This window comes from Caballeronia udeis (assembly GCF_044909315.1).
Classification (GTDB): domain Bacteria; phylum Pseudomonadota; class Gammaproteobacteria; order Burkholderiales; family Burkholderiaceae; genus Caballeronia; species Caballeronia udeis_A.
Map to the genome: position 1 here is coordinate 493927 of NZ_JBIYEB010000003.1, position 12024 is coordinate 505950.

12 protein-coding genes and 2 pseudogenes are annotated in these 12024 nt (G+C 57.5%); 12 read left to right on the forward strand and 2 right to left on the reverse strand.

Annotated features, from left to right (window positions below):
• The 11 genes and pseudogenes from ABH944_RS07380 to ABH944_RS07430 all read left to right on the forward strand — a co-directional run.
• Positions 1–657, forward strand: a complete 657-nt coding sequence (locus ABH944_RS07380) for an amino acid ABC transporter permease (RefSeq protein WP_404604751.1) — start codon at positions 1–3, stop codon at positions 655–657.
• Positions 654–1382 carry an amino acid ABC transporter ATP-binding protein gene (locus tag ABH944_RS07385; protein WP_404604749.1) on the forward strand — a complete coding sequence of 243 codons (729 nt, stop codon included), beginning with the start codon at positions 654–656 and terminating at the stop codon, positions 1380–1382. The genes ABH944_RS07380 and ABH944_RS07385 overlap by 4 nt, the downstream gene beginning before the upstream one ends.
• A 51-nt stretch (positions 1383–1433) precedes the next feature.
• Positions 1434–2237: an SDR family NAD(P)-dependent oxidoreductase gene (locus ABH944_RS07390; protein WP_404604748.1), complete on the forward strand. Its 804-nt coding sequence runs from the start codon at positions 1434–1436 to the stop codon at positions 2235–2237.
• Positions 2238–2425: 188 nt separating this feature from the next.
• Positions 2426–2935, forward strand: a complete 510-nt coding sequence (locus ABH944_RS07395; RefSeq protein WP_404604746.1) for a flavin reductase family protein — start codon at positions 2426–2428, stop codon at positions 2933–2935.
• Positions 2936–3037: 102 nt separating this feature from the next.
• Positions 3038–4138 (forward strand): LLM class flavin-dependent oxidoreductase, encoded by a 1101-nt coding sequence (locus tag ABH944_RS07400; RefSeq protein WP_404604745.1) that lies wholly within the window; start codon positions 3038–3040, stop codon positions 4136–4138.
• Positions 4139–4209: 71 nt separating this feature from the next.
• On the forward strand, positions 4210–4974 hold the full coding sequence (locus ABH944_RS07405) for an SDR family NAD(P)-dependent oxidoreductase (RefSeq protein WP_404604744.1): 765 nt from the start codon (positions 4210–4212) through the stop codon (positions 4972–4974).
• 78 nt (positions 4975–5052) lie between these two features.
• Positions 5053–5475: a RidA family protein gene (locus ABH944_RS07410; protein WP_404604742.1), complete on the forward strand. Its 423-nt coding sequence runs from the start codon at positions 5053–5055 to the stop codon at positions 5473–5475.
• A gap of 35 nt (positions 5476–5510) precedes the next feature.
• The gene (locus ABH944_RS07415; RefSeq protein ID WP_404604740.1) at positions 5511–6419 is read left to right on the forward strand and encodes an SMP-30/gluconolactonase/LRE family protein; all 909 of its coding nucleotides are present in this window, start codon (positions 5511–5513) and stop codon (positions 6417–6419) included.
• Entirely contained in the window at positions 6416–7246 is an 831-nt protein-coding gene (locus ABH944_RS07420) for a GntR family transcriptional regulator (protein WP_404604739.1), read from the forward strand. The genes ABH944_RS07415 and ABH944_RS07420 overlap by 4 nt, the downstream gene beginning before the upstream one ends.
• A 393-nt stretch (positions 7247–7639) precedes the next feature.
• Positions 7640–9018, forward strand: a pseudogene (locus ABH944_RS07425) (ISNCY family transposase).
• Between the two features lie 352 nt (positions 9019–9370).
• A pseudogene (locus ABH944_RS07430) lies at positions 9371–9565 on the forward strand (helix-turn-helix domain-containing protein); the annotation flags it as partial.
• 415 nt (positions 9566–9980) lie between these two features.
• On the opposite strand, the gene ABH944_RS07435 reads toward ABH944_RS07430, so the two are convergent.
• Both ABH944_RS07435 and ABH944_RS07440 read right to left on the reverse strand, forming a co-directional pair.
• Positions 9981–10181 carry a transposase DNA-binding-containing protein gene (locus ABH944_RS07435; RefSeq protein WP_404659330.1) on the reverse strand — a complete coding sequence of 67 codons (201 nt, stop codon included), beginning with the start codon at positions 10179–10181 and terminating at the stop codon, positions 9981–9983.
• 186 nt (positions 10182–10367) lie between these two features.
• The gene (locus ABH944_RS07440; RefSeq protein ID WP_404604737.1) at positions 10368–11582 is read right to left on the reverse strand and encodes a DUF2252 domain-containing protein; all 1215 of its coding nucleotides are present in this window, start codon (positions 11580–11582) and stop codon (positions 10368–10370) included.
• Between the two features lie 230 nt (positions 11583–11812).
• On the opposite strand from ABH944_RS07440, the gene ABH944_RS07445 reads away from it, so the two are divergent.
• On the forward strand, positions 11813–11944 hold the full coding sequence (locus tag ABH944_RS07445) for a hypothetical protein (protein WP_404604736.1): 132 nt from the start codon (positions 11813–11815) through the stop codon (positions 11942–11944).
• Positions 11945–12024: the final 80 nt, after the last annotated feature.

Below are 12024 nucleotides of genomic sequence, written 5' to 3' on the forward strand. Positions count from 1 at the left end.
ATGCAGTTTGTACTAATCGACCAAGGTTTTCATTGGAGCGACGCGCAGTTCCTGCTCGTCGGCGCGATTCATACCCTGATGATTTCCATTCTTGCAGGAGCAATCGGAACGATTGGAGGAATACTGCTTGGATGGCTTCGTCACGCATCATCTAGCGTCCGGATCGTCACGGCGCCCTACGTTGATATCACACGCAGCGTTCCACTGATCATCCAGCTGATTCTCGTCAACAGTGCACTTTCGATGTCGGGAAACGGCTTCAGCACTTTCTGGTTGAGTATCATTGTATTGAGCTCGTCCATGACCGTGGTTACGTCCGAAGTGGTCCGGGGCGCGCTGTCAACGGTGCCATACGCCTATATCCGCGCGGCACGCTCGCTGGGCATCGGGTATTTTCAGACCCTCGTCCATATTTCTGCGCCGCTGGCGTTTCGCACGGGCCTCAGTGCATGGATCGGGCTTCTGCTCGGTTTGACGAGAGATACCGCGCTCGTGAGTGTCGTCGGATACGTCGAGTTCATGAAGTCAGCACAGATCCTTATATCCCGTACCAACGAGACCCTGCCGCTTCTGCTCGGCGTCGGGCTGTTCTATTTCGTGATCTGCTATCCCGTCTCGCGCTACAGCGCCCATTTGCAAAAAGGCCTCGCATCATGATCGAAATCCGTTCGGTCCAAAAGAAGTTCGGAGATGTCGAAATCCTGAAAGGGATTGATCTGGACGTGAATAAAGGGGAACTGCTGTGTTTGCTGGGCGCCAGCGGGTCAGGCAAGTCGACATTGCTTCAGTGCATCAACGGACTCGAGCCGATCCAGGGCGGATCCATCCTGGTCGATGGTATTGACGTTCACGCAAGAGACACTAACGTGAACAAGTTAAGGCAGAAGCTTGGGATCGTATTCCAGCAATATAACGCTTTCCCGCACCTCACGGCCCTGGAAAATGTCGCACTCGCGCTCCGGTTGGTTGCAAAACATAACCGTACCGATGCCCGCGTGATTGCGAAGAAACACCTGGCGCATGTGGGTCTCGGCGACAAGGAGAACCTGTTTCCGTCTCGCCTGTCGGGTGGCCAGCAACAACGTCTCGCTATTGCCCGTGCGCTCGCCATGGAACCTGCCTACATGCTGTTCGATGAGGTTACGTCTGCACTCGATCCTGAACTGGTGGGAGAGGTACTCGACACGATGAGGCTGTTGAAATCGGAGGGGATGACGATGGTCGTGGTGACGCACGACATCTCATTCGCACGCCAGTCAGGAGACCGTGTCGCCTTCCTCCATTCGGGGCGTGTTTGCGAGATCGGGACGGTGGCGGAGGTCCTTGAGAATCCCCGCGACGAGAGAACGCAGCGTTTCCTTCAGCGGGAATATAGAGCCTGAGCAGAGGCTGAAAGACAGGCAATAAATCGGATTGGCGAGCGCGCGGGTTGCGTGCTCGCTGAGCAACATCAACTTGAACAAGCAAGGACTCCCATGATTTCGTTTGACCTCAAAAATCGCGCAGTACTTGTTACAGGCGCGGCCTCGGGTATCGGCCTGGAAACTGCAAAGCTTCTCGCGCGCTCTGGGGCCGCGGTGGCGGTCAACTTCCTTCCAGGCGATCCGCGTGGTCCGGAAGCCGTGCAGGCCATCCTGGCTGCCGGGGGTACCGCAATCGCAGCGCCCGGGGACGTGGGTAGCGCGGAAAGCGTCGAGGCGATGGTCAAAAAGGCCGTCGACGAGTTGGGACGGCTTGATCTGCTCGTCAACAATGCGGGAGCACCGGGACTGACGAAGCCGATTCCGGTTACCGATCTCGACTCCATCAGCGAGGATCTCTGGTCGTTCATCATAAACACCAACCTTATGAGCGTGTTTCGGTGTTCAAAATTCGCTGCCGCAGCGCTGACCGAAGCCAAGGGGGCGATCGTGAACACGGCATCGATTGCAGGCTTCGGGTCCGTGAGCAGCAGTATCTGTTACAGCGCGTCGAAGGCTGGAGTGATCAATCTCACCAAAAATCTTTCTCGTGCACTTGCTCCGAACGTTCGCGTGAACGCCGTGGCGCCGGGCGTGGTGGAAAGCTCCTGGGGCATAGGCTGGACGGAAGAGCATAGAAGTGAATCAATCGAAAAGACGCCTCTCAAGCGCTGGGCAACGCCGGGAGACGTGGCGGAAACCATTGCCTACCTGGGGTTCGGTGCGCGGATGATGACCGGTCAGACGGTGATTATCGACGGCGGTATTACCCTCTGATATTCAAACCGCCCGGTCGAGGTCACCAGCACGTCCGGTGCGTAAGCAGGGCAGCGGGAGCTTGCTGCTCAGGTAGATAAGGGGCTTGCCCATAGCCCTGAGCGTATTGGCGAATCCGGAAATTCCAATTGACGGATTGTAGATAATCTGCAATATTTAGGTATATTCACACTCTATCGAGACAGGCCATGGGTACCGTCGATCTGCACAGCGACTTCCGTCAATGCATGCGCAGGCTTGCTGCGAGCGTCACCGTGATCAGTTGCGTACGCGAAGGGGTTTGGTTTGGGATGGCCGCCACTGCCGTCACATCCTTATCGGTCGAACCATGCTCGATGGTTATATGCATGAACGCAACTTCGTCCGTGATTGGGCCGCTGTTGGCTGAGGGGCGGTTCTACGTCAACGTGCTAAAGCAATCCCATGTGGAAGTGTCGAGCGCATTCGGTGGAAAGTTCAAGGGCGAGCAAAGGTTCTGTGCGGGCAATTGGGAACGCGACGAGAAGGGAATTCCCTACCTGATTGATGCGCAAGCAAACCTGCGGTGCCACGTCGGACACTCGGTCCAGTACGGCACACACGTGGTGGTGATCGGCGAGGTTGAAGAGGTCCGGTTTGCCGAAGAGATCAGCCCCCTCATTTACCAGAATGGGGCATATGCGGCTACCGCGGCACTTCCGGCTCTGGCGAATGCGTGAGGGGTTCCGTATCGGCGCCTTCCCATGGCTCGTTGTCTTAAACGGCGTGTGAAGACTGCTGAACAGTAGCGGTATTGATTGGAACGTAATCTGGAGAATTTGATGGAATTAGGAATTTTCAGTCTCATGACGCTGCGTGATCATCCCGAGGGGGCCGCTGGTGTGATGGGCGACACCAAGGCGATGGTCCAGGCAGCCGAAAATCTGGGCTTCGATATTGCATGGTTTGCGGAGCACCACTTCTGCAATTACTCGATGTGTCCGTCGCCGCTAATGATGGCTTCGTACGCGTCGGGCTGGACGAAGCGCATCAAGCTAGGCACCGGGGTCATTGTGCTGCCGTTGTACAACCCGGTGCGGGTCGCCCAGGAAATCGCGCTGCTTGATATCCAGTCGGAAGGGCGCGCCGTAATCGGTGTGGGTACGGGTTACCAGCAGTTCGAATTCGAGCGTTTTCGGCTGCCCATCGAAGAAAAGGTCGAGATCTTCCTTGAGTACTGGCATGTCGTTGAAAGCATTCTGCTCCACGGCGAGGTTGAGTTCGAGGGCAAGTACATCAAGGTGCCGAAATCGACGTTCGCCGTCAGGACGGTACAAAATCCGATGCCGCCTGTGTACGTGACAACGAGCCAGGTTCCGCTGCTCAAGCGTATCCAGCACACCAACGCGACGCCATTTCTTGCGGCCAGTACGCTCGGATCGCAGGTCTTGTACAAAATGGTCGATCAACTCGAGGAAAACTGGCAATCAATCGGTGTCGATCCCAAAACGAAACCCCTGGCCATCATGCAGTACGTGCATGTCACCGACAGCCCTGCGGAGGCGCTTGAGGCGGGTGAGCGTGCGCGATATGTTGGCCGCATGGCTCACCACCTCCGCTTTAACGATCTTCCCATGGATGGCAGCTTCATTAGTGACGAGCCGTTCAAAGGAGAGCAGACGATCGAGCAATACGCGGCCAACACGGTTGTTGGCGATGTTGAGGAGGTGGCCGAGCGGATCGTCAAGGACCTGCGCCGTTTGAATCCGACGCACTACGCGTGCAATTTTCAGTTCGGGTGCATGCCGCTCAACCGGGCAAGACGTTCGATGGAGCGGTTCGTCTCCGAGGTCTTGCCGCTGGTGGAAAAGGAAATGGGTCCGATCGGAAATGTCGGCCGGGAACGGCTTGCCGGTCAGGCAATCACTGAGGCTCGCTGCTGAGCGTGTAATGTCAGCGTATGGACGATGACGGCGTTGCGCGCGCCGTTGTACATGGTAGCGGAGGAATCCCGATGAAATTTGCACAGTATCCCAGCCTCGATAATCGCCACGTACTGGTCACCGGCGGTGGCAGCGGGATCGGCGCCTCACACGTCGAGCAGTTCTACCGCCAGGGTGCCCGGGTTGTCTTTATCGAACGTGACGAAGCGGCGGCACGTTCACTCCTCGACAAGCTGGACGAGCAGGGGCGCACCAAGCCGGTTTTTCTCCACGCAGACTTGCGCGACATAGAAGTCATCCAGGCTGTCATTGCGGACCACTGCGCGACGTGCGGCGATATCGATGTGCTGGTCAACAACGCGGCGCATGACGAACGGCATGAGCTGGACAGCGTTTCGGTCGAGTACTGGGACGAGCGCATCGCGCTGAACCTCAGACATCTGTTCTTCTGCACGCAGTCGGTCGTGCCTGGCATGGTTCGACGTGGCGGAGGATCCGTCGTCAATGTCGGCTCCTTCAGCTGGCGAGTGGGTCTTGGCGGAATGCCGATATATACCGCGGCCAAGGCCGGCATTGAGGGATTGACCCGCGGTCTGGCGCGGGATCTCGGCCAGCAGGGAATCCGGGTCAACACGCTTGTACCGGGCTGGGTCATGACAAAACGCCAGCTCGAACTGTGGGTAACGGAAGAGGGCAAGGCCGAAATCCAGCGACGTCAGTGCCTCGAGGAGCTGGTCATGCCGGACGACATCGCACGCATGGCGCTCTGGCTGGCATCGGATGACAGCCGAATGTGCACCTCACAGAGCTTCGTGGTGGACGGCGGCTGGAGCTGACATGGTGTTGCCGATTCTCTTGTCTCTGGAGCTATTACTTCGCTATTCTAATCATTATGTAGTCAGGAAAATAGAAAGATGACACAGATTACCAAAGTGAAATCGGGAAGCATTCTTGAAGACCGTGAAAGCTACTCGAGAGTGGTCGCAGTGGACAACTGGATCTTCATGTCGCTGACCGCCGGTCGGGACTACAAGACGCGCGAGATGCCGGAGACTGCAGTGGGGCAGGCGGAGCAGGCATTCAGGAACGTGGAGGGTGCACTGGCCTCTGTGGGTGCAACGCTTAGGGACGTCGTGCGCTCCCGCGTGTTTATCCCTCGTCAGTCCGACGTGCCTGATGTGATGGGTTTCATCGGCGAGCGGTTCCGGGGTATCGATCCGGCGAGTTGCGTTACATGCTCGCCGCTGGGCGGCCCGGAATACCTGTTCGAGATCGAAATCACGGCGTACCGGGGCGCGGGCGAGCAGCAGCAGGAGCGGCTTACCATCTCTCTCTAACATCGGTGCACGGTCGTAGAAAAGAAGGAAGCACGATGAGTTATTTTGAAGTGCACGATCCGCGGTTTGCGGAATACCTGATTCCTATCTGCAATCTCGAGAAGCTTCATACTGGAATGCGTTGGGCAGAGGGGCCGGTATATGTCGCGGACGGGCGCTATCTTCTCTTCAGCGACATCCCGAATAACCGCATGCTTCGATGGGAAGAAGAATCCGGAAACGTCACCGTGTTTCGGGCCCCGTCAAACTACAGCAACGGTAATACACGCGACCGGTCGGGGCGGTTGATAACCTGTGAACACGGCGGCCGCCGCATCACGCGTACTGAGCCGGACGGCAATATCACGGTACTGGCGGATCGTTACGCAGGCAGCAAGCTTAATTCTCCTAATGATGTAGCGGTCAAATCGGACGGAACCATCTGGTTTACCGACCCGACGTATGGAATCTTGACGGACTACGAAGGCTACAAGGCGCACAGCGAGACAGGACGATGCAATGTCTATTGCATGGACCCACGGTCCGGTCAACTTGCGATCGTATGCGACGACTTTGAAAAACCAAACGGCCTGGCTTTTTCGCCAGATGAAAATTTGCTGTATGTGGCAGATTCAGGCCGTACGCACGATCCACATGCACCTCACCACATCCGAGTGTTCGAGGTCGAGGGCGGTCGTACGTTGAAGGGTGGCGGCGTGTTCGCCGAAATCGAACCGGGCGTGCCGGACGGCTTGCGAGTTGATGTCCACGGCAACGTCTGGGTGGCCGCTGAGGACGGCGTGCATTGCTATTCGCCCGACGGCCTGCTGCTCGGCAAGATCAGGACGCCGGAAACGGCGGCAAATCTGACGTTTGGTGGCCCCCGGAGAAATCGCTTGTTTATTACCGCCAGCACGTCACTGTACGCGGTGTTTCTCAATACGACGGGTGCCCAGACACCTTGAACCAGCGGCGCCGGGTGTTTCGCCGACGCCTGATGGTCATCATTTTCGGGACGATCAGACTACCGTACAATGTCGATTATCAACATTTTCCAAGGCGACTTTCGGTGACTCTGAGAACAAAGACGCAGGCAGGGGTTCTCGCTCCCAAGCTGGCGATCGACAGCGTTGAGTATGCTGCCATGCAGATCCGCGACGCGATCGTTTCCGGGCGATTCGCGCCCGGGACGCGGCTGATTGAAGCCCGGCTTACCGATCAATTGAACGTTTCCCGCCACCCCGTGCGGGAGGCATTGAAGCGTCTGAGCCGGGAGGGTTTTGTCGAGGTGCGGCCGAACCGCGGTGCTGTTGTGGCAGAGATCAATCCGGAAAACATCCTCGAGGTGTATGCACTCCGGTCCGCACTGGGGACAATTGCGCTTCGCGCGCTCGCGGCAGACCCGAAATTGTTAACCGGTCCCGTGCTCCGTGACGTGGAGCGGTTGGCTCGCAACGCGCTTCGGTTCGCGAAGGAGCCGGACCAGAATGCCTCGATCAGCAATCACCTCGAGTTTCAGGAAGCAATCGTCAAGGCAAGTCACCTCGAGAAAACGGCGCGCTACTTTGAAGAGTTGACGGCTGACGTGGTGCGATTCAACAATCTGCTGAATATGTCTTATACGGATCGTGAAAAAGATGCCGTCGAGCGCATTGATGCTTTAGCGAAAGCACTGAAACAACACGAATTTGAGCACGCGGAGCAGATATGGAAACAGTCATTTACTTTGGCGGCCGAGCGGTTCCTTGCGCGAGTGAATGATAGTGAACGTGAAGCTGCGAAGCATATCTGACGCTGACGGTCGGGACTCGATGCAGCGGCTGAACCGGGAGGATTTAAGGCGGTGCGCCGATAGCAAACTTTGCGTACAAATCGACGCGTCAAGCGAATGGTTTATCAGGGCCGAGGATGCCATCGGAAAGCAGCACGAGTTACCGACCCGATCATGACGCACTTCATCAAGCGGTATGCGGTTGAATCCCGGAGCGGGTTGTGTTTTGGAGATGGCGTGTAGGATGTTTTTAAATTTGACATAACATAAATTATCAACAGTTTTGATGTAGGGGCAATATCCTAATGTCGTGTTTGAGCAAGATAGAAATGTCGTGTTTTGGTGTTGATGCGATGCTGGGAGCTCCCGGTCTAACGATGAGAGCTCGCCATGCGCCCAACCGAACTGGTGACGTTGAACATGCGCGAACTCGACCGACTCAAGGTGATTCGGGCTGTGGTGGACAGGATGCTTAAGCCTGGGCTGGCTGCTGAGCGTTTGCACCTGACGGTGCGTCAGGTCGAGCGACTGGTGCTTCGGTACAAGCAAGCTGGCGCGGCCGGTGTTGGGTCGGCTGCCCGAGGCCGTCCGGGCAATCGAAAGCTCGATGAGGCAACGGCGTACCGGGCGCTGGTTTTGATTCGCGAGCGCTAGCCGGATTTCGGTCCGACCTTGGCGTGCGAGAAGCTGCGCGAATGTCATGGCTTGACGCTTTCAAAGGAAACCGTGCGGCACCTGATGACCGAGGCCGGCCTATGGATTCCGCGCAAGCAACGCCCGCCCAAGATCCACCAGCCGAGGAACCGGCGCTCGTGTCTGGGCGAGCTGATCCAGATCGATGGCAGCGATCACCGCTGGTTCGAGGAGCGCGCGCCGGCCTGCACGCTGCTGGTGTTTATTGATGACGCGACCAGCCGACTGATGACGCTGCACTTCACTGCAACCGAGTCGACCTTCAGCTATTTCGAAGCGACGCGGCACTACCTTGAGGCATATGGGAAGCCGGTGGCGCTATACAGCGACAAGGCGAGCGTGTTCTCGTGCAACAGCCAGTCGAGCACGCCCGGCAAGGGCGTGACCCAATACGGGCGGGCCTTGTACGAGTTGAACGTGGATACGCTGTGTGCCAACAGCAGCCAGGCCAAGGGGCGCGTGGAACGCGCCAATCTGACCTTGCAGGACCGCTTGGTGAAGGAGTTGAGACTGCGCAAGATCAACACGAAAGAGGCCGCCAATGCTTATGCGCCCCACTTCATTGCGGACTTCAATGGCCGCTTTGGCAAGGAACCCAAGAGTGCGTACAACGCGCATCGACCGCTCAGGGACGATGAGGATCTGGATTTGATCCTGACGTGCCGGGTCTCGCGCTGCGTGTCGAACACGTTGACGGTGCAATACGACCGGTGCTCTACCTGCTCGACGATACGGCCGCCAATCGCGCCCTGATTCACCACTATCTGGACGTGTATGAGTACCCGGATGGGCGCATCGAGATCCGGGCCAATGGTACCGCCCTAGCCTAGCGCCAGTACGATCGGCTCTCCGACATGGACCAAGGGGCGGTAGTCGATAACAAGCGACTGGGACACGTGCTGGAGGTGGCGCAGCAGGTGCAGCTTGAGCGCGACAACCGGCGCATCTCGGGCTCGCCCTCGAGGACCAACCAGGGTGAACCGGTGAAGCCGAAGATGCGGGCCAACAACACGCGCAAGCAACGCGAACTCACACAAGCGGACCTGAACGGCATCATCTTGAGAACTGCCGAATTGCGGGCAGCCGCGGTGGGGAAATGAGCCTTTTGAGAGAGATTGACCAGGTTAAAAACACCCCAAAACCCGACATCTCTACCTGGCCTCGACATTTGATGTATTGATGTCAAGGCTTTTTAGAAATGTCCGGTTCGTTGTCGGATAACCCAACTGATGAACGGTCATTGAGAGACGCTTCCCGAGTCGGATATAGAGTTTGACTGCTCGAATGCGGTCTTCGTACGAATACATGAACTACCTCCTGGTAGTCCAACTTATCCGCCGCACCCCGCTTGGGCAAAGTACAGATGTCGTAGGCAGAGCGTTTTCGGTCCATGCTGAATGCCGGTTCTTCAGACTGCCGGAGTTCATCGTGGCGCTTGCCGGGATGATCACTATGACGATGCGTGAGCTGGATCGGCTCAAGGTTATAGAGGCCGTGATCGAAGAACGGCTGATGCTGTGGCGTGCCGCCGAGCGGCTCGGCATCAGCCGGCGTCAGGTGGAACGGCTGACGAGCCGGTATCGAAGCGAAGGCGCCGCCGGTCTGGTTTCCCGCCAGCGCGGTCGATCGAGCAATCGCCAGTTACCGGTCAATCTGGTCGCCCAGTAATGCCGTGAATTGCCTCAGGTTTTCGAGCCATCGATAGCTCTCCTTCTCTTCAATTGGCACGCGGGTAGGGTTGACCTTGCGCTTCAAGGCCTTGGAGCCTTTGAACTGCGTGCGGATCCAGAATTTAATGGCCGTCAAGCCCAGTGGCAATCCTTCAGCGGTTACGGCCAGACTCGAATGCATCAGGATGCCGCATTGGGTCAGCGGCTGCTGCAGGCCGTGCCTTCCACGTTGAATTGACGTCTTGCCCGTGTAGCCGATAAGCTCAGAACGTTCCCGCTGATATGAGAACGTTGTCGTGTCCTGCAGCACGAGAATCGGACCTTCGGTCGCCTTGAAACGCTCAGCACTCGCTTGGAAATGTCCGCCCAGAATATCCTGCTCGCTCACTCGTTCATTGGACAGGAAGCGGTAAGCGCCTTTCGTGTTCGCCCCAGTCTTGGCAGGCAAATGGAATTGTTTGCCCCACGCCCGTCCATGGTCGCGCCAGCAACGTTCGGGATCGCCTGCGAATCCTGGAATCTTGAAAGCTGCCATCCGCAATCTCTCGATCAATCCACTCCTCGTCATCTACTCGCCTATTCTCGATCGTTATCTTACATAGGTATCTTAAATAATATTAGGTTAACAGAAAACACGATCAGGATGTGGGCAATTGCAAGCCCGCGGATATCAGCGTGATTCGCCGTCGAGATTTACTGGCTACGTCGCCCTCAGGAAATTCGGACACGACATGCATTTGAAAACTGACAACCGATCCCAATTGACACCGGGAGTCATATCAGCTCTTCACCTGCGCGCCGAACCCACCGCGATCGCAGGCTTCGCAGTACGTTCGCCAGTCAGTCGTGACCTGGGCTTCGCATTGCACGGCGAGTTCGATCAATGGCATCTGCCAATGGTTGCTGCTTCCAAACTCGATGAGCTCGTCAGCGATCGCCGATCCCTGGCGACCGCCGCTGCGCAACTGCGCCCACGCGCTCAGTTCCGCCATGTTGTTGACGACTGTTTCGAGCCGGGGCAACTTGCCGTTCCAGCTGCCCAACGCGACACGATCCTCCGAGGGCTGCAGGCCGCGCAACACATAGGATCGATTGTTGAACTCCACAGCATGCAGAAAGGCTTGTGAAACCGCCTGAGCGCGCTGCTGGACCGCGACCACGCGCGCTGACTCGGTATCCCAGCGTGGCTGCGGCGCCTTCACATGTGGGCTCACCGCCGAGGGCAACGCCTCTTTCAAGTCGAGTAGATAGTTGCCGTCGGGCGATCCCTGACCCTCGACCAGGATCACGTAACGATCGACGCCGAGACTGCCGGTTCCGGCAATTCGCCGAGCTACGTCGATCATTTTGTAGAATTCCGGGTCATCCTGGCGGGCGGCAAATTCGGCCATGAACGCAGTCACGTCGACACGCGCTTTTTCGCTTACCGGCAGTGCCTTCTTTCCATCGAGCCGCAAGACGCGCTTCTTGCCCCTCAGTTCGGCGCGCCGATTCAAATAGTCGACTCGCGAACGCTTGTGCAAACCGTCGAACAGCTCGCGAACCATGCCCTCCGCCGTTTCCTCTTCGATCCAGCGGGGTTTGCCGAAGCGCAGCGCCGCACTGTAAGCATCGACCGCCGTATGGCACAGCGCAAGCGCCTCTGCCCGGCTGAGGCGCAGATCCACTGCGGCGACGAGCACACTTGTCAGCAAGCGGACGATTTCATACAGGCTCGGTGCGAGGCTGGCCTCGTCGAAGTCGTTGATGTCGAAATAGACAAGCCGGTTGTCGCCCTTGTAACTGCCGAAGTTCTCCAAATGCATGTCGCCGCAGACCCAAGTACGCGGTGACGCTTCGAGCACGCCGCCAAACGGCAAGCGCTTGTAGAAGAGGTGACAGGTGCCGCGCAGAAAGATAAACGGCGACGTGCGCATGCGTTGGTACTTCATGCTCAGCCGCTCGGCGTCCCGGCCGCTATTGAACTTCGCGATCTCGGCTGCGATATCGAGCATATGGCCTCCTCCTCTTGATTCGCTTCCTCGCCCGGCGTGACGTTTGCGGCACACGCGAGCGCGCTCGCGATATGTCGAAAACCCGCTAGACCAAGTGCCCATTCTGCGTCATTCGACTGGCGGCGCAAAGCGGCGAGTATCGACAGCACTGGAGCGACGGATCCCCTGACGGTAAACTGTCCCGAGCCGCCGTCGCTCGACGGATATCCTCAACCTGCTCGGGGACACCGATGATTTCACACGTGCAATTGCTTGAGGCGATCTTGCGCATGGTCGCGGCCGTGCTGGTGGGTTGTATCGTCGGGCTCGATCGAAACCTGCATGGCAAGCCAACCGGCGTCAAGACACTGATATGTATTTGACCTGTCCAGTGGTTTATAAAGGATTCTGGTTCGTACAATGTGTTGGTAGCAGAACGGACGGCATGCCGACGGTTGATCAG